This window comes from Pseudomonas sp. CFBP 13719 (assembly GCF_014842095.1).
GTDB lineage: Bacteria > Pseudomonadota > Gammaproteobacteria > Pseudomonadales > Pseudomonadaceae > Aquipseudomonas.
Map to the genome: position 1 here is coordinate 324,903 of NZ_JACYVB010000002.1, position 18,017 is coordinate 342,919.

An 18,017-nucleotide genomic window follows, 5' to 3' on the forward strand; every position below is an offset into this window, starting at 1 on the left:
TTGAGCGCTTTTCTTATTGTTATTGGTAGCACTGACTGCCCGAAGCGGTTGCCAACGCGTGATCACTGCGATTGGGCCCTTCGAAGACACGCACCTTGATCAGCGGGTACAACGCCTGATCGAAGTGAAGCCGTGTCAACGCAGAGCAAAAAGGGGTTTTGACATCGTAGGATGTGCTCGCTGCGGTGCCCGATGGGGCCTCTGCGTAGAGAACAAGTTGGGGCGGATCGAATACGAGTCGCCTGGCGATAAGATCATCCATCTGAAAAGGCAGGGCTGCACGCATCTTCTTGCTGCCATCCATGATGCGCTGATATCCCTTGGGGACTTTTTCAACAATCATGTCTTCAAGGGTCTGATCGACTTTAGTGCTATCAATCTTCTTCGCAAGAGATTCCCAGTCAGCAGCTTTGGAAGCTGTCGTGAAGGCAGTGAAACATCCATCCAGTAGAGGAGTGTCCTCAGCGAGAGCACCAGGCTCAAAGTCGCGACCTTCGAGTTGCTCAGCAACAGCCTCGTATGTGAGAGCTCGGCGCTGAGTGACGAAGTATTCACGGATGACAGAAGCCTTTCTATCGCTGTAGAGCAGTCGATCCGAATAACGCTTCTGATTGATGATTGTTGCGGACGAAAAAACAGGCCCACATTCGGACGCAATTTTTCCGAGAGGCTTGGCGACATCTGCCCATGACACATTCACATGACAGATTGCCAAGGTGAAAAGTAGCGAGGTGAAGACCATTTGTCTGTTCATGCCTGCAATATATCAGTAATCTCCAGGAACAGCAACGCATTAGCCCCCTGCGGGGAAGATGCGATTTGCTCCTCCTCAACCCTTGATTACGGGGGTTGTAGGGGATCTAGCGGAGTTCAAAAGGACGATAGCGAATAACGATCTAAGCCTATTATTTATTCACCCCCAAAAGGGTATTGTGGTAATATTGAGATCTACCAATTGAGGGAGAAGTGCCATGAAGGCGCCTTACGAGATTAAGCGCTATGCGGCTGTTGCGCGTAGTCGTCGTGGAAAGTCAAACGGTGTTGTCAGTTGGCTTTTCGATCACCCGGATCTGGAGCGCAAGATGGCCAAGAACAAACGCCTGGTTAAGCGCCGTGGCGTTCGCGAAGCGCTGGCAAAGTTGTAAGAATCATGATCTTCAAGGCCTATGCCTGGGCATTCAGAAAGGTTTTGGATAGACGACTACGTCGTGACATTGCCTTGTTCCGTCTGCCCTGCCCTGCCGGCGATCCAGAATCTGTGGGCGAGGTCAACAAGCGCTATATTAGCCGCCGAGTCAGCACCGATCTGGACGCAGCTTTATCGGATGCGAGCCGCAACGTATGGCTGAGCAGGGTTATCGATGCTGGTTTCCTGGCAAACCTATTGGCGATCGCCTATCGACTTGTGCGCCCGGAATCGTTCGCCCCTCACTATTCTGAGATAGGCTTTCTTGCGCTAACCTTGTCTACGCTAATAGTCGTGTTTTGGGGCGTGAGTGTTGTTCACAATCGCTTATGCGGACTGATGGATGACGATGAGCGAGTCGATGAACAGCCGCGAGTACGATCAACAAACGTTCAGCGCGAAAGAAACACTATTCTGTATGTGAATGCCCTGACGACCGTCACCATTGCACTGCTCACGGTTTCTTTGATTCCAAACGTCATTTCTACTGTTTCTTTGATCCCAGTGACGCTGATGACCATTGTCCTTGGTGCTCAGAGGACAACGCATCGGGTAATCAGTGAAGACCTAAGCTCAACCGAGCTGAGGGACTACTTGCAGCAAACCCAGGCGTTTTACCCTGCCTCAGTGATGGATAACATCTTCTTTCGAGAGCTTGAAGGGACGCCCACGAGTATTCGCTATCTGATGCACCGGCAGGTTGATCCTACGGCTGAGCAAGCCGAGCAGCCTGATTAAAGTCAATTTACGGCTAACAAGCCAAAGGGAACCCCTCCCTCATCGAGGAAATTTCATCGTGGATTCAGAATCAATCAACGACATCTTTGCTGGGATACTCAGCGCCTCCAGTGATGAAGACACAAGAGCGTTCGAGGCAGCAAAAGACCGACCAGAGATGGCAATGGCTCTCAAGGCTCTGGAGGATAGAAACCCTGATCGCTTCTACATGAGCCTCCTATACCCCCTGAAGAAGGTAGTTAAAGGACTCATAGCAGCAGGAATCAGCCGCAGTCAGGATGTAGAGTTCATCCTCTTGCACAAGGAATTTGTCGCTGCGCACATTCGTCGCTTAATCGAAAAGCATGAAGGGGGAGCTTGTTCAGCGGATAAGGTCAGAACGATCATGTCTGCAGCGTTGCGCTACTACGCTGATCAAAAACCGATCGTGTTCAACTACTCAGGGGAGTATGTGTACCAGTTGCCCAAGGTGATCTTTAGGGATCAAAGCTCTATCCTGGGCTTCATTAATGGGTTGCAGCATCTGTACTTTGGCAATCCTGAGCCCTACCTGCAGCAGCTTCTCATGGTTTCAAGCACTGCTGCTCAGGTTACAAATAGTGAGCAGGGTTGAGGGCGCTAAGCGCCCTGCCATCTTCCCGGCCCTTAGACCTGGGCCTGGATTCGACCTTTCAAATCGCCAGACTCAAGCGAACGCAGATCGAATTCAAGCTTCACGGTATCCCCTAGCGAAACGAATTTTCGGCCATTGAGGATCAAGCTCAGCTGAGCGGGATCATTTTCAACGGTTGGGAAACCTTCCATCGCATCGAATCTCACCTGTGTTGATACCTTGGCGCCATTTACCAAAACATCCAGGTACTGATTACGAAGGCCGATAACAATCCCCTCCACAGGCTCCCCTGCAATAAACGAGTAGTGCCGGGCATAGAGCTTGCGAATGACTTCTCGCTCACCCTGGACACAGGCTTTGTTGCGCTCGTTTAGGGTCTCGATCATGTCAGTATCCAGCACTTGTGCAGGATGGCCAAGCAGAAAGGATTTCATCTGACGGTGATTGATCAGGTCAGCATATTTTCGGATCGGTGAAGTGAACGTTGCGTAGCGCTTGAGACCCAGGCTTGCGTGGTAACCACCCACGGCATACACACTGGCTTGGAATGCCATCCGAATCCGCAGTTGATGAGCGATGTTTCCACCATCCTGAATTCGCTTGAGCAAAGTGAAGGCTTTATCAAACCCAAGATCATCCGCCTCGAATGCTGGGAGACCATACTGCTCGGCAATGTGGTTAACAGCCTCCAAGGATTTTGGATGAAAACCCATCTGGACGCGGGAAAGCACTTCAATGCCGTGCTGATCGGAAAACTGAGCAAAGGCAATATTCGCGGCAACCATGGCCTCCTCAACGAGCTTGTGAGCATCGTTTCGCGAGTCCTTAACGATTCGAGTTACCTGAAAATCACTGACTTCCAGCCGATAGTCAGCATCTTCGCCCTGGTGAACCAGCGAGCAGGACAATCGCCACTTTTGACGAGCCTTGCTGAACCAGTACAGGCAACGCAGGCTTTCCTTGATCGCTCGGGCCTTGTTCATGTCCAGCTCGCCAGACAGATACTCATTCACTGCAGCATAGGAGAGCTTTGACTGGGAACGAATGTTGGCCAGCTCAAAATGCTGGCTGATGATATCGCCGTGCTCACCGACTGCCAATCTGGCTACCAACACCGGCCTGACCTGGTTGACATTCAGCGAGACCTTGTCCTCCGACAAATCGTGAGGCAGCATCGGTGTAACCATGCCTGGCAGATAGCTTGTAGAGGCCCGATGGCAGGCCTGCTGATCCAGATCACTACCTGCAATCAAATAGGCATCGGGGTCAGCAATAGCAACCCAAACGTCCCAGCCACCGCCCTCACGGGCTGTGCTGTAGAGGGCGTCATCGAGGTCGCGGGAAGATTCTCCGTCAATCGTGACGAAGGGAAGATGAGTAAGGTCGACGCGGGTGATGCTATCGGCTTTGCATTCAAACGCAGGGTATTCACGTCCAACCTGCATGCGAAACAGGGCCAGTTTCCAAATGGCCGCTTTGTCATCCGCATGCGCGATTAGCTGATCCACAACCGCAGCTGACTTACCGTTTTCAAACGGGTGGCGGGTCACCCTGGCCTGAACGATGTCGCCATCCTGCTCATCGGCGCGAGCCGAGTGGGGAATGAAGAAGTTCTGCTTGATCCTGCGATCTTCGGCTTGAATGAAGCGATGTTCGCCCCTGAAGCGAACGGTACCAATGTACACATCCGACTTAGCCTCAATCAGCCGAATGAGTTGAACCTCTTGGCCACTCGCTATCGTCTTCGCCTCTACCAGATCACCAGGAAAGCAGCGGCTGCTGTCAGCTTGCTGGACTGCATAGCGCTCACCCGTCTCGGTGAACATGAAAGCGCCGCTTGAGAAAAACTCTACACGGCCAGAGATGAGTTTATTGTCACAATATTGTGACACTGACTCGGCAGCCCCCTCATCAGGAGATACCTGCAATTGGGCCCTCAAGGCCAGCAGTGCGGCGTTATTCTTGAACATGTAATTCCTTGAAAAATAAGACTGAAGCTGCGCTCTATGGCTGGAGAATACTACGCCCTGGGCGGCACGACAAGGCTGCACGCGTCAATTTATATGTAAGTCGTCACTCATCCAAAACCACTCTTTTGGATCCCATCTCATCTCTTTTGTACCAGCCGTAATCCGGGGCCTTGGCCGCTTTTTTGCGCCGATGGAAATCGGCTCTGAAAAGGGCTACTATTGCGTCGCATTGACAGGAGAGGAAAAATTGAGAAAATCGGCAAGCATGCTGGCACATCGACAGCTAAATTCACGAGCTAAGGCTGGTGTGGACAAGCTCGTCAATTGCTCAAGCATCAAGCTGGTGGTTCAGTCATCCTTTCTGAATAGTACTGAGTGGTCAAAGGATACTGCTCTTCATGACAAGGAGATGGAATTACCTGGGTTTTTATACATCAAACTTCAGGCACCCCTTGTGCAACCGGCACGACAAAATCGGGCTGAAGTGAAGTAGAGGGAACCACTTATGAATCATTCTGCGTTGAACGTCTTCCAAGATAAGCGATTGGTAGGGGAATTGCGGGTTGAGGATGACTGCTGGCAATTCCAGTATGACGACATCTGGCTGCGAGCTGAAATCTTTGCGCCTGGTCTCTCACCTCAGTTCGGCAAGCGTAAACAGGCTTTCGTGGACACTCGTTCAGACAAGCCAGTGCAAAACTTCTTCGAAAATATGCTTCCGGACGGCTGCATGCGCACCCTGTTTGACCAGGTGCCAGGCAACGAGGACAGCCTGGGGCTGCTCACCCGCATGGGGCACGACTTGCCTGGTAGCTTGAGCCTTGAGTCTCAGGAACGCCGCCCAGCAAAGCAGCAGAGCGCCCACAGGCTGAGTGTGGGCGCTTTTCCCAACCTGCGCCATTTCAACAAGCTTGTGGAGACTTCTGGAGTTGTACCGGGTGCTCAGCTCAAGCTTTCTGCTGATCTACAGGGAACCGTCATCACGACACTGAACCCAGATCGCGCATCCCGCCTGATCATTAAAGCGGGCAGTGCCGGACAGCGAGGGGTTAATAACAAGTCGGTGCTCAACGAATGGTACTGCACCCGTCTGGCAAAGCAGATAGGTTTCGACACAAGCTTTTTCGAAGTCAGTCGTCTTTTTGGTGGATCGATGATCATTCGACGCTTCGACAGGATGCGAAAAGGAGGGCAGGTAGATCGTTTGCCCGTCATCAATGGTTGCCAGGCTCTGGGTATCAGTCACCTGCTCGCCTCCGAGCGTTTTACTGCAGCAGCCCTGTATGAGCTGGCCAGTCAATCCTCGCAGCCAAGCAAGACGCTGCGCAGGTTCTTTGCGTGGCTGTGCTTCAACACCCTTATCGGCAATAGCGATGTAGGGCTCAACGATTTGTCCTTCTCGATGAACGTGGACGAAATGCGCAACATCAAGCTTGACCTGCTGCCTCTGTATGACTTGTCATCAGAACTTGGCGAGTCTGCACTCCCGGCAAAAGCATCGATCTTCAGGGGCCAAGATCTCCACAAGATCACGTTTGACCAGGTCGTCGACATCGCCGATGACTTGAACTACAACACGGAGGCTGCTCACGTCGACTTCGAGGCCATCCTGCGCAGTACCAAGGAAGCTTTGGGCACAATGGAAGATGTGCTTTTCAAGGAAATCAATCAGATTCGCTACTACGAGAGCATTCGCTTGGGCGAAGCTGAGCATACTTACCTGAGAAGTGTAGGTCGGGCTATTGAAAAGCAGGTTGATCGCTTGATTGGGTAGAGCCTTGACTGGCAAAACACCCTGCCTCCATGCCTAGAATGGAGGCAAGGAGACCCTGTTATGACCACAACCCTCGACTACATCAAGTCCCATAATGCTCAGTACGTAGCCTTGCAAGGTGCGCAGCAGCGCCTTTTCCTGACCCTTATCAAAACCACCCCGCCTGAATTTCTGCGTAATGAACCTGGCATCGTGTTGCAATCGGCACCTACGATCGATATCAGTCATTTCTTCAGCTATGTGACGGATGCCTTGGACATCTGTCCGCTTGAGGACTCAGAGGCATTGTCGAATGTGTTGAGTCGCGCCCTCACCCTTCCCAAAAACCGCTTGCCCAGCATCAGTTTCTCTTTTGGGTCGCTGTTTGATGAATTGGCCGTCATGAGCAAAGAGGTCGCCGACAACGTGCTTTCCAGTGTGATTGGCCATCTCGATGACCGTCAGGTTCGAGTGTTGCTGTCAAACGGCGCCAATGTCGTTGACCCGAAATCAGCAAAGTCAAACCCAGCCCCCTTGTCGCAAGCCTATGCCCTTGCCCTCCATGACTACCTCAGCCAAAAACGGCCAAGCGTCATCGGTACTGCAACTGCTGGAACGTGCCTGGCCATCTACCGCAGGCTAGGGTGGTCGCAGGCACTTGAGCGATCGGGAAGCAAAGCCCGAGATGGCGTGTTTGGCCAGGATCTTGGGCTCTGATGTAACCTGCTTCAGGATTTGACGACGAAGAAGTCCAGATAGGGCTGAAGGGGTCTTTTCGCCACCTCGGCAACAGCAGCTCCGAGGGACAGTGCGTACTCTGAAAAGATCAGTGGTTGCTCGTAGTACTTCAGAAAGTCCTCGTCGAGCGGCACCAGTCGCTCATCCTGGAGTTCAACCCCGTCAGGCCCTTTCGTGTAGGGGGTTTGCATCGTTTTAGCTTTGCCATCGTCACGCACAGTCGCGCAAAGGATGCAGGGTGTCTCCTCCCTCTGGTCAGAGGTAAAGGATGCATCCAAGATCAGCGAGTAGGCTCTAGGCTTATGGCGACTGATATAACCTCTCACCACATGGATGAAACCCTTCTCCGTGCTCTCGATGACCCGGAACCCATCATCATGAAGCATGAGCGCTCGGGATTTGGCAGTACCCTTTTCCATCAACGCGGTGGCTACCTGGGTTGTATGCAGCGTAGCCGTGTAGGCAATTCTTTCTTGTAGGCTTTTCATAGCTCCTCCTGTGAGCTCAATATACCTCTAAAAGAAAGGGCATTCCATAGGTCTTCAAGTCTGATCATCTGCCATTGTGCGCGCCATGGCTGTGAGTAGATTGGATTTGACTGGGAGCTGATTACTGATCTAGGTGCCCGGCATAGAGATATCAAGACGATCAAGCTGATCGAACGCCGGCTCCACCTCGGTGTTGCATTCTACATCTGGATGCTCCAATACCCACTGGCACCACTGCTTGACCCTGGGCATGCAGGAGGCCAACGATTCTCGGTACTCTCTGTCTTCAAGCACCCAAAGGGTCGACAAATGAGCCGAATCAGCCAGGATCAACACATCATCCTGCAGATTATTCAAATCCAGGACTTCCCCTTCTTTGCGAACAAAAACGTGCTCAAGGTTGCCGTCCAGCTTTCCACCAAAAAGGTCTCGCGCCAGCAGAGCAGCGAATTTGCAGCTGCCTGAGCGTCCAGGAATCCTTGGGTATCCCCGCTCTTCCAGTCTCTGCGCCCACAAAAGATCGATAGCCTGGCTTGCGAGCACAAGGTTGGTCGGGGTGATGGGTAGTTTGGCCTGGCGGGTTCGCCTGACCTCTCGAATACTGAACATATTGGTCTCCACTATTGGGATAGCGTAACCTGTATCAAACAGCCGGTGAAATCTTCGATGAAAAAAATATTCAACAACGTAAGTTTCGATGTCATCGAGAAGTTCTCCCCTGAGCTGATGCTCGCCGTTGAATCCTGCATCGAAGAAGGCCGAGAAGATCTCGATGCCATGCTGGAGTCCAATTCAAGATTTTCACTGATGATGCCCTCTGCTTTGGCAATTGGGGCACTTGAAGGAAGATTTATGCCGCCTTGCCGTGAGGCGGGACTTACTCCGTATAGCTCCGTACCGGAAAAGTTCGGGAGCCTTGGGGCCTACGCGATAGCCCAGGCTGGCAACGCCAATGCGCTAGATATGCTGAAACTAATCACCTCCCTGCCTAACCTGACTCAATGGGCCGAGCCGCAACGTAATTACTACCTCGATAACACAGTGAATGTGTGTGAGCGTTTTGCCGCAGCGGCCTGCCGTTTTGCGCTTGATCCAGAGCAAGGTAGGAAGACCGCCAAAGGTTTTCATTCCAGCTATCTGGATCTGCTGGGGCTCGATGGTGAAGGCCGGCAGAGTTTTGCCATCAGTGACGATCAGAGCCAATATGCCATTGATTCGCTTGTACATGCCAACCTCAAAGGTCGAATCCTCACAGACTTGAAGAAGAGATCGCCACTCAATGCCCAGGACATCCTTCCTTACGCAGGCCCCCTTCTGGTGGCCATGACAATCACTCAGCCACAAATCTGGATTGAGCAAGGTCATGACCCCGATAGGGTCAAGGACATCATCGATCGCCGCGTGAGGGGCTTTTGGGGAATGGCCAGGCTTCCTTACGAGATAGTCGACGAGTTGGCTGAGACAGCCATCCAGGCTGCATTGCTACCCTACCCTGGTCTTCGAAGCGAACGCGATCCAAGCTTCTGGGGCATTTCGATCGAGACTTGCAAAAAAGTAGGCCCTGCCAAAACCCTGGATGTTGCCAAAATATTTCCGGTGGTCACGGCTGGGGGAATGGCTTTATTTCAGCCTCCAAAAAGTCGCAGCACGAGTCTGCCTGCAGATACATTCGGTTTTATCGGACAGCCAGAATACGCGAACCGCCTGCTTGGCATGCCCTGGCAAAATACGCTGTGCACACAGACCGCAGATCGAGTAGGGGTTTGGGTGTTGGGTAAGTACAAAGCGCAGTGGCCGCTTTTCAAAGATTCTGTGTTGCGCCAAAGCCTTGTTGATTGGCACATGAAATCAACCCGTCAATCACCCAAACACCCACTGATCCCCACTTACCTGCATTGGCACGAATTTCTCGAAGGCCAGGAATGGGAGCAGATGTGCCTTAGGAAGATCCTCTCGAAGCCTCGGGCTGATCATGTTTATGTTTTTCTGCGAGAGTTTGCCGCGACCGAGCCAAATCGATTTGACGAGATGGCCTACCCTCTCCTGTCAGACCTTCGTCGTACGAGCATCCGAGAAGCCCTGATGCCTCATGTGACGGGTTCAATGAGAAGCGTCTCGCAGATCAGTAGCGAGCAGCGAGACCGGGCTTTTTCGAGTGATTTGGGATTGTAGTGACTAGCCTTGAAAAAGAGGCGAGAGGTCGTGAAGCCCTCGCCTTGGACGTCACAGGCCTCGGAACTGAGCGCAGCGGGTCAACACCGGCAGATCAATGCAGGAGTTGTTTTTGCTGGCAAATTTAAGCGCCAGCTTCAAAAGCTCTTTGATGTCCCGACCGACTGCATCAGGCCACTTTGCAATGGCTTCGCTGATTGTTTTATCAGTCAGTTGGGCGCCATAGTTTTCAGACAGGGTTTCCCACAGCAGTTGTCGCTGCTCACCCTCAGGTGGTGCGTACCTGATATGAGCGATACAGCGGGACAGGATGGCGTCATCGATGTCATTGGAGCGGTTGGTGCACAGAAAAAGCAGGCCAGAGTAGTACTCCAGCGTACGCAGGAAGGCTGCAACGATGGCGTTTTGATCAATATCGTTGCCCCTGGCTCGAACCCAAGTATCGCACTCATCAATAAGTAGGCAGCACTGCCAGCGCTGGGCGCGTGTCAGCACAATCTTCAGCTGTTTTTCAACTTCTTCCGGGGTCGTGCCTAGTAAGCCAGAATGAACTCGGTACAGCGGCTTCTGGATGACTTCCGAATAGATCTCGGCAGTCAGGGTCTTGCCTGTGCCGGGAGCTCCACTGCACATAATCGACGTGCCGCCCTTTTTTCCTTCAACCACATCATCGAGCAATGACAGATCGCTGGTGAGGATGTCGATCAAATCCTTGTGATCTTCGGGCAGAATCAATTTGTCTCGAAGCTCAGGCTTGTAGACGTAAGGCTGCATGTTGGTCACGTGAGCCCAGGCATGATCGTGAAGATCGAGGAAGTAGCAGTAAACAAGAGGATGGAAAGGTACGGTACAAAAATTGGTGACATCCTTCTCCTCCCAGAACTGATTGTGGATCGCGTCGTAAAATTTGCGGGAGATCACCGGCTCATCGTTGATAACCTTGAAGAAGCCGCCACCCGCATTGATAGCCTTGCCCAGGTTGTCATACTGACTGGCTGAGAAAGCAAGATCCTTGACCAGAAATTGCTCATATTCTGCGGCGCAGTAACGCTTGAAGACTTCGTTGTTGGCCACATATTCTGCTTTTAGCTCAGGATTTTCATGGTGAAATCCTTCGCTCATCAGCAAGGTAGGGATCGTTTGCCCGACGATGTCGTCTTGGGTAAAGCTGATCGTCTGGCGCTTGATGTTCTTGGAATCCTTACTCGACGTCGCTACGTTGGCCACGATCTCGATAGTCACGCAGGCAGGGTAATCAACGTTGCGGTTTTTCTCTCCTTGCTTGTAGGAGATGTTGGTTACCAGGTAAGGCAGGAAGAAATGCTCCATGTCCTTGTATAGCCACCCGTCGATCGAATCCTTCTCAATGAAGCTGGTCAAGGCCAAGGGAAGCACCTTGAGGTTTCCGATTAATGCACCTTTGGGGTCTTTAAGCATGTTGATCAATGATGTGCACTGCATCATCAGGCCGCGCATGCTGTTCGTTTTGCAGAACTCTCGCAGGGCTTCCAGAAGCTCCAGCGAAGGTGCTGGAATGCCGATGTTGGCGGTGTTGTCACCCCGTAGCCATTCCTTCCTGCCGGCAATTTGAGTGGCGATGTCCTCACGCTTCTGCTTTTTGAAGAAGGCGTGAAAAACGCTCAGGTTTTTGGCATTGATTTCGATGTGCATGATCGGCATCCGGGAGAGATTATTGGCCAAGTATACTCAGTGAACTAACCGTGTCAAACCTAATGTGTTCGGTTATAGGGTATATTGACGAGTAGCAATTTCGGCAGTACATTAGCGGCTAGGCTGCCCATGGCCCGTCGCTCCCGCCGCATCCGGCATGGTGAATATGGGCTCAGTGATCGACATGTCCGATTCTCGCAGGCAGTCGACAATGGGAGCATCGAACCCTTGTGGGCCTGCTAAAAAGAGAATGACCCATGTCCTTAGAAATGATGAAAAACCGTGCACGAAATCTGCAGGGCGCCCTGAAAACCATGTTTGACATGCCTGTAAAACTAAGCCAGGCCTATGAGCTGATTGCTCAAGAAGAGGGCTTTAAAAACTGGGATGTTGCCTGTGCAAAACTGGAGCCTAAGCCAGTACTGCCGGTAACCCCGCAGGTGCCTAGTCGTTTTATGGATGTGTTCACCTACATCAAGAACCCGCACCACCCAGAAGGCTTTTCCTTGGATCGTATGATTCAGAACCAGCCTTCGTTCGGCTCTTTTCTGGACAAGCTCAGCGCTGCTAAACCCGTATTGACGGTTGTTACTGGCGCGACAGGCTCAGGAAAATCTTCCCTTAGCCAGGCAATCCTGGCCTACGTCAGTGACGTAGGTGAAAACAGTACATTGGTGGAAGATAACGGAACGCCCAAATCAAGCGTGAAGGTTCGCCAGGTGACGGTAGAGCCTGAGCAGGTGACTAGCTTTGAGCAGGCGATCGCTTCAGCGATGCGCAGTTGCCCGGATGTGGTTTTCATGGGGGAAATCCGCACGGTTCGCCAAATGGAAGTGGCCATCGAAATGGTGATGACAGGCACGTCTGTTATCACCAGCGCGGTTGGCACCCGTGGTCAGACCATCATGCGCACTTTCCTTGAGCGCATCCCTGGTGCCACTGAGTCCAAGATGCTCGGCATAGTGGATGACCTCAATCAACTTCACGTTCACATCGAAACTGGTGCCGAAGAAGGCTGGGCGTACAGCTAAGCTGGATCGCAAGTAGCCCAGGATTCTGGGCTTCCCTGCTGTGGATTTAGGCTTTGTCTGCTTTTAATGCGGAATGTTGCCCCACAATCTCCAGCGCCTTTTTGCCAACGAGCTCCGCTTCGTCCATGGCAGCCTTCACCTTCGTCATGTCTCCAGTTTCCATGGCTTCGCCTACGGCCATAAGGCATAAACCGATGGTTTGAGCCATGGCCAGGGCAACCAGGCGGTCGTCATCGGAGGTAGCAGGATGCTCCATGATAACTTTCAGATCTTCAACTTGAAGCTCAAACAGATCGCAGATGCGCTGAAAAGGATCGCTAGCCGGCATTGTGAAACCCTCATAGTCTCTTTTAATATATATTGACACATCGTAGACGATCATAAGGGCCCAAGCAATGAATTCGCCACTAAAGGAAAAAGACCCAGCAGCGCCTCTGACGCCCGAGGAAAAAGCAGGGGTGTACGAGTTTCTGTTGAAGGTTCCGGTAATGGCCCCTTTGGCACTTGCCTACATTGGACTCCAGGGTTACGCAACTGTCGTGGCGCCCTTTGCTATGGATTACCATTGGAATCAGGCTGCAGCTAGCAAAGAGGTGCTCTTGGGGGTTGGTCTGGCCGCTGTGACATCGGTCGCTTTTGCCGCCATCGGCAACCTTGAAAAGGCCGACCTCAAAAATATTGGGACAATGGCCAAAAACTTTGGCAAAAGCATTGTCGATGGCATGAATGCAACTGGCAGGGCTTTGGGCCTTATCGATGAGAAAGAGACGCCCATTCAGAAGGCTGTTGAGCCCCCTGAAAAGCGCCGCTCCTATTGGGCCAGTACGGCTGTTGATTCCATGCGCTTGGCTGTCCTGGGGCCTATGGTTGCATCTACAGCCTTTGCTGTTTGCATGGCGCCTATGGTGCCCTTCCAATTCTCAAACATGGCAATTCCTTTTCTAGCAACCGCAGCTGTATCAGCCTCCACGATCCTTGCGTTCAGAGGCTTGGATCGTCTTGCCGGCGTCGTAAATCCGAAGGGTGATTTCAGCCCCTTGGCGCTTGATGGCTCTATGTCCGAAGCGATCAAGACCGCACAGAAGGATGATCAGGAAAAATTGGCACTGGCCCAGACTGGGAACGCAAAAATCCCGAAAGCCAAGGATCAAGGCCCAGAGCTCTCCCTGGGCTGATTTTGCTTGTAAGCATCTGGGGAACTTGAAGCCCCCCCCACATGACTGCAGAATAAGCTGCACTGACAATCAGGCAAGGGCTTTGCTCTGATTTTGTCCCAGGCTTGTTTGCACAAGCCATGTGCAAGCAGGCTCGTACCGAGAGCAGCTGCAAACCGCTTTTCCGAGATTCAAATTTACCACCCTAGGGTTCAAAGATAAGCTTGACCGACAATATATATCTAAATGATACTTGCCTCCATCTTATTGGAGACATCATGCGAAGCCAGTCCCTCAACCATTTTTTGCATTTTGAGCCGGTCGAACCCGCTCAAATGGGCGCGGCTTACGAACAGCTCAAAGGCCAGCACGAATTCAATTTCCGTCGAGCAGTGCGCGGAAGGGAAGCTGTGTATGCCGAAATTGAGAATGGGCAGGAGCTAGCCTGCTTGCTCCTACATGCCGTGGGATTTGGTATCACCAAGGAATTCCCAGTCAAGCTTGCTTACGCCGTTGCGGAGCTACAGAAGACCGTCATCTCAAAAACTGTTGGCGACCTGTTGAGCAATGCTCATGCCACTGAATACTTCAGCAAGGCGGTAAGGGCTGACTACGACAACATTCACTTGGCCAAACAGATTCCTGCAGAGCGACCGTATGGCCTGAGTTCAGACCAGATTGACTATCCCCGTGTCAGCCACCATTTTGCGCCGAGCGCGACGAAATACTACCCGTTCTTCTCTACATTGTTCATGCACGCGGGTCGTCTGACCTCCTCTTTTGAAGTGCTGATGGAGGCTGACCTCAAGGGGCTTCGCAGCGAGCTGTTTCAAGCGCTCGGTGAACAAGGCATGTCTGAACTGGTTGAGAACTTAGCCAAATCAATTCTCGTCAGAGCAAATGCGCCTCACCCAGGCGTTGCTCAAGGCAAGCAGATGGCTGTTCCAATTGGCGAGTCGAGCATACGCGATGACAGCTACCTGGTAGTCACCCCGGCCCCAGCTGTGCGGATGATCTACGCTTTAGATCAAGCGATGGAGCGTCATTGGGGCTCGGAGTGGCGCGGCTATCAGCATATGCGCATTGGTGGCAGCAAACCGCACAACATGGGCAGTACGGTCACGAACATGGGTACCAAAGTCGGCGGCGAAGGCAACGTCAACATCAGACCCATGAGAGCCTACGTTCCGGCTTTGCGCGCCAGGCTGTTTGCCAGCGAAGACCAGTTGCGCAATCGCAGCCTGGCCTACTCATCGGCCCTGAACATTAGAGATCTGCAGCTCCTTTCTCATTTTCGAGAGCCCTTCGTTAACATCCACGAATTCAAACGATGGGTCGCCCTGTTGCCGGCAGCGCTGATGACGGTGATTGAGCCATTGGTGCAAGCTGGGTTTCAAACACCAGAGTCTCTGGCCGAGCTTGCTTTCAAGTATGAAATAGAGAAGCAATTTGTGTGCAAAACAAGGCCTGAACATCTATTGGGTCGTCGCACGAACACTCAGAGTTTTGAAGTGCTAGGGCAGCACATTGCCTCGATGATCGAAGCGCGCCTGATGATCTACAAGGAATTCAGTGCTGGCCTTGGGGTTCGCCGCAAGATGGCCATTGCCCGCGCAGCCACCTCACTATCGAGAAGCCTGTTGTGAAGACACTCAAGATTCCCTTCTGCGCAAGCCAGGTAAACATGAGCCCCAACGCCCATGTCTTTGGCACCGTGTCGATGATGGGCCTGGCTTGTTTTGGACACGCAGCTTTGAGGCTGATGAGCACCAGCATTGGTCACAATTTGCTGGATCTTGGCACGGCCCTGGTTGTCTGTGAGCATAACTACTTTACCGGGTATCAAAAGCCTGCCTGGTCGAAGACCGCTGTCATAGAGCGCGCTGTAGGAGGCGCTGCCATACAGGAATACAGAGTCGGAACCATCAAGGGTTATGTAATTCTCAGGCTCAATGGAACAGATGAGGCGATAATCGCCCTTCAGCGCAAGCTGGCTCAAATCTGTTTTGATCTGGCCAAACTGCGTTTCATAGGGGGGCGCTTCTTTCCTGACAGTCACGCTATCGAGTTTTGTGAAAACGACCCTTTGGGGCTCAAAGCACTAGAGAATTTACCCTACGATGCTCGGGTGTACGTGGATAACACGCCCCTAATTGCTCGGTACGCGGCAGCGCACAACCTGGATCACTTGAATGCACTAATCACCCTCACCCGCCTGCATGAGAAAAAGCCAACCACCGGGACGCCAGCATCTATGTCAATTGGCGACTCTCAATCGCCAAGCGAGGTTGATCGGGAGTGGATAGCTCAGGGCGATGAGGCCGTTATCGAGGCTGAGATTGCACAGCTCGAACAAGAGGTCGAAGATGACTTTGATTTCAGTCTACTTGAAGCCGAAGAGTGGGCTGATGCCAGTGAAGCCGACATCATGGCAAGCGAAGGCTGGATCGAGCAGTACTACGGTCGCCTGATCGCTGTGGATGTGGGTTATCGCCTGCTTGAAGACCCTCTTGCACGCCCTCACCGGTTCTCTGACCAGCCTCATTATCTACACGCCTACGCCGAACCAGTGTTAGGCCTGGCCAGACTTCAGATTGTCGCCAGCTGCCGCAAGCATGCAGCCCCTATTTTCTGGCAAAGCCAGCACATACATCCTTATCTTGTTTCCTCGGGAAAACCCCTATGAGCCATATCGCATCCAAGAACAAGATACCGTCCTTGTTCACCTATACAGGAAGCCTCGCGCTATCTGACGCTACCATGTCGATCATTGATGGCCAGGGAGATGAGCATCCTGTTCGTATCTCAAATCAGGGTGTATTGGGCATCAAGGGCTCAGACAACAACGCAACTTCCCTGCGCAATTTCATGGAAGCAAACCCTGGGCAATCCTACGAAGCCCAAATGAACCCGCAACGTGTCGACAAGGCCATTATCGATCAACAGGATGCCACGACCCTGGTGGTTCGCTACCGAATGATCGTCAATGCCAACAGCTTGCGACCACACACCTGTAACAACCTGGAAGTCGCCACCATGGCGATGAGCTTCATCCAGCGCTACTACGAGCTGGGCGGCTCTGAGTACTTGGCCAATCGGTATATCAGCAACATCCTCAAGGGGCTGTGGCTGCACCGCAACCTTGAGTTTCGCCATGAAGGTCAGATCACTGTCAAAGCATGGGCCTTCGGTGTTGAGCCCTTTACCTTCAGCTACGAAGGGATGTCGACATTCACCGATTTCAAACCTGTTGCCGGTGCTGAACCTCTGGTCGACCTGATGAGCCGTGCTCTGGATGGCAACCTTAAGGGGGCCGATGGCGTACCAACGCCGGGGTTCTTCGACATTGAGGCGCGCATCAGCATTTGCCAGGGGATGACGGTGTACCCCAGTCAAATCTTGAACATGGACGAGCAAGGCAAGCGCTTGGCCTATCTCGCCACACGCCAAGGGGAGCGCCAGGCAATCCTGCACTCTCAAAAAGTGGGGAACGCTATACGCAGAATCGACAACTGGTACATCAACCCCCTGCTTGAGCAAGTCAGGGCCGGCAATGAGCATTTCAAGGACTTGCGCAGTCTGCTGCCCAAGATCGCTGATGGCACCTTGGAGCTTGAGGCGCTTCCGGTCGAGCCCCTGGGCATTGAGCGTCGCCTTAACCAAGCCTATCGGTTGGCGTTGGGCACCGATCTGTTCTCGCTCTTGCGCACCCTGATTCATACCACCAGTGTTGAGTTGGCTGGGATCAACGATTTTTCTGCCGTCAAAGACGACATGCATTATCTGGCTGCGTGCTTTATTCGCGGTGGCCTGTTCAACAGCGAGAAAGACGCTGCTGAGGCACCCAAAGACAAAAACAAAACCTCTGGAAAGAAAACAAAATGAGCACTCCTCGCCCACTGCACTATTTCGATTTCTTCATCAAGCGTGAGGAGCCCCAAGATCGCGGTCAATTGGCGCCGCTTACCACTCGGATCGTTATGTCAGGGATTCACCACTTCCTGCGCAACACCAACCGAGCCAATGTTGGAATTTCATTCCCTTCATGGGTCGACTCTAAAGGGGCTGGGCATCTTCCAGGGCTGGGTTCGACGGTGCGCGTCATCTGTGATGACCAGGACGCCTTGTTCGAGATGCGCGGCAACCCATGGTTCACCTGTCAGATACTTGCCGGCGACATCGCAGTATCGAAGATCAAGCCGGTGCCAGAGCACGCTACGCATGTCTGCTACGTTCGCAATCGTGAATCGGAAATGGCGGCGCGAGACCTCAAGCGTTTGACCGAAAAACCTGTCAGCATTTTGGACATCAACCGCCAAAGCGATGATCCCGCTGCTCGTGTGCGTTTCATGACGGCCAATAAGACCGTAAACATGCTGGTCAAGAAGGTGCCGGTATCTGGCCCGATGGAAGGTCAATTCAGCAGCTATGGTTTTTGCTGCAAGGAATTGATGGTGTCTGTACCCGAGTTTTGATATATATTGACGCCTTTCTCGATCTTTG

At 52.5% G+C, this 18,017-nt stretch carries 18 protein-coding genes; 12 read left to right on the forward strand and 6 right to left on the reverse strand.

The window, feature by feature from the left end; genetic code table 11:
* Positions 1 to 19: 19 nt before the first annotated feature.
* Positions 20 to 742 (reverse strand): hypothetical protein, encoded by a 723-nt coding sequence (locus tag IFT57_RS06910; protein WP_244656712.1) that lies wholly within the window; start codon positions 740 to 742, stop codon positions 20 to 22.
* A gap of 229 nt (positions 743 to 971) precedes the next feature.
* Between IFT57_RS06910 and IFT57_RS06915 the strand changes: the two genes are divergently transcribed.
* Genes IFT57_RS06915 through IFT57_RS06925 form a run of 3 tightly spaced genes read left to right on the forward strand, consistent with a single transcriptional unit; the run spans position 972 to position 2,537 of the window.
* Positions 972 to 1,145 (forward strand): hypothetical protein, encoded by a 174-nt coding sequence (locus tag IFT57_RS06915; RefSeq protein WP_163020490.1) that lies wholly within the window; start codon positions 972 to 974, stop codon positions 1,143 to 1,145.
* A 5-nt stretch (positions 1,146 to 1,150) separates the two neighbouring features.
* Complete coding sequence (locus tag IFT57_RS06920) at positions 1,151 to 1,924, forward strand: hypothetical protein (RefSeq protein WP_192092567.1); 774 nt, start codon at positions 1,151 to 1,153, stop codon at positions 1,922 to 1,924.
* 58 nt (positions 1,925 to 1,982) lie between these two features.
* Positions 1,983 to 2,537, forward strand: a complete 555-nt coding sequence (locus tag IFT57_RS06925; RefSeq protein ID WP_122531198.1) for a hypothetical protein — start codon at positions 1,983 to 1,985, stop codon at positions 2,535 to 2,537.
* 32 nt (positions 2,538 to 2,569) lie between these two features.
* Here IFT57_RS06925 and IFT57_RS06930 read toward each other — a convergent pair whose 3' ends face one another.
* A complete protein-coding gene (locus IFT57_RS06930) occupies positions 2,570 to 4,507 on the reverse strand; it encodes an RNB domain-containing ribonuclease (RefSeq protein WP_122531197.1) in 1,938 nt (645 codons plus the stop codon).
* Between the two features lie 505 nt (positions 4,508 to 5,012).
* Between IFT57_RS06930 and IFT57_RS06935 the strand changes: the two genes are divergently transcribed.
* Positions 5,013 to 6,281: a type II toxin-antitoxin system HipA family toxin gene (locus IFT57_RS06935; protein ID WP_122531195.1), complete on the forward strand. Its 1,269-nt coding sequence runs from the start codon at positions 5,013 to 5,015 to the stop codon at positions 6,279 to 6,281.
* A 60-nt stretch (positions 6,282 to 6,341) separates the two neighbouring features.
* The gene (locus IFT57_RS06940; RefSeq protein WP_122531194.1) at positions 6,342 to 6,977 is read left to right on the forward strand and encodes a hypothetical protein; all 636 of its coding nucleotides are present in this window, start codon (positions 6,342 to 6,344) and stop codon (positions 6,975 to 6,977) included.
* 11 nt (positions 6,978 to 6,988) lie between these two features.
* Here the strand turns inward: IFT57_RS06940 and IFT57_RS06945 are convergent, their stop codons facing one another.
* Both IFT57_RS06945 and IFT57_RS06950 read right to left on the reverse strand, forming a co-directional pair.
* On the reverse strand, positions 6,989 to 7,486 hold the full coding sequence (locus IFT57_RS06945) for a hypothetical protein (RefSeq protein WP_122531193.1): 498 nt from the start codon (positions 7,484 to 7,486) through the stop codon (positions 6,989 to 6,991).
* Positions 7,487 to 7,615: 129 nt separating this feature from the next.
* Entirely contained in the window at positions 7,616 to 8,095 is a 480-nt protein-coding gene (locus IFT57_RS06950) for a hypothetical protein (RefSeq protein WP_122531192.1), read from the reverse strand.
* Between the two features lie 57 nt (positions 8,096 to 8,152).
* On the opposite strand from IFT57_RS06950, the gene IFT57_RS06955 reads away from it, so the two are divergent.
* Entirely contained in the window at positions 8,153 to 9,658 is a 1,506-nt protein-coding gene (locus IFT57_RS06955; protein WP_122531191.1) for a hypothetical protein, read from the forward strand.
* Between the two features lie 51 nt (positions 9,659 to 9,709).
* Here IFT57_RS06955 and IFT57_RS06960 read toward each other — a convergent pair whose 3' ends face one another.
* Positions 9,710 to 11,329, reverse strand: a complete 1,620-nt coding sequence (locus IFT57_RS06960; protein ID WP_122531190.1) for an AAA family ATPase — start codon at positions 11,327 to 11,329, stop codon at positions 9,710 to 9,712.
* 257 nt (positions 11,330 to 11,586) lie between these two features.
* Between IFT57_RS06960 and IFT57_RS06965 the strand changes: the two genes are divergently transcribed.
* Entirely contained in the window at positions 11,587 to 12,360 is a 774-nt protein-coding gene (locus IFT57_RS06965; protein WP_122531189.1) for an ATPase, T2SS/T4P/T4SS family, read from the forward strand.
* 46 nt (positions 12,361 to 12,406) lie between these two features.
* Here IFT57_RS06965 and IFT57_RS06970 read toward each other — a convergent pair whose 3' ends face one another.
* Positions 12,407 to 12,688 (reverse strand): hypothetical protein, encoded by a 282-nt coding sequence (locus tag IFT57_RS06970; protein WP_163020489.1) that lies wholly within the window; start codon positions 12,686 to 12,688, stop codon positions 12,407 to 12,409.
* Between the two features lie 67 nt (positions 12,689 to 12,755).
* On the opposite strand from IFT57_RS06970, the gene IFT57_RS06975 reads away from it, so the two are divergent.
* The 5 genes from IFT57_RS06975 to cas6f all read left to right on the forward strand — a co-directional run bounded on the left by IFT57_RS06975 (position 12,756) and on the right by cas6f (position 17,989).
* A complete protein-coding gene (locus IFT57_RS06975; protein WP_122531187.1) occupies positions 12,756 to 13,535 on the forward strand; it encodes a hypothetical protein in 780 nt (259 codons plus the stop codon).
* A 257-nt stretch (positions 13,536 to 13,792) separates the two neighbouring features.
* Positions 13,793 to 15,160, forward strand: a complete 1,368-nt coding sequence (locus IFT57_RS06980; RefSeq protein ID WP_122531186.1) for a hypothetical protein — start codon at positions 13,793 to 13,795, stop codon at positions 15,158 to 15,160.
* The gene (locus IFT57_RS06985) at positions 15,157 to 16,200 is read left to right on the forward strand and encodes a hypothetical protein (protein WP_122531185.1); all 1,044 of its coding nucleotides are present in this window, start codon (positions 15,157 to 15,159) and stop codon (positions 16,198 to 16,200) included. The genes IFT57_RS06980 and IFT57_RS06985 overlap by 4 nt, the downstream gene beginning before the upstream one ends.
* Positions 16,197 to 17,399 carry a type I-F CRISPR-associated protein Cas7f/Csy3 gene (locus IFT57_RS06990; RefSeq protein WP_122531184.1) on the forward strand — a complete coding sequence of 401 codons (1,203 nt, stop codon included), beginning with the start codon at positions 16,197 to 16,199 and terminating at the stop codon, positions 17,397 to 17,399. Before IFT57_RS06985 ends, IFT57_RS06990 begins: the two co-directional genes overlap by 4 nt.
* Positions 17,396 to 17,989 carry a type I-F CRISPR-associated endoribonuclease Cas6/Csy4 gene (cas6f, locus tag IFT57_RS06995; protein WP_122531183.1) on the forward strand — a complete coding sequence of 198 codons (594 nt, stop codon included), beginning with the start codon at positions 17,396 to 17,398 and terminating at the stop codon, positions 17,987 to 17,989. The genes IFT57_RS06990 and cas6f overlap by 4 nt, the downstream gene beginning before the upstream one ends.
* Positions 17,990 to 18,017 lie beyond the last annotated feature (28 nt).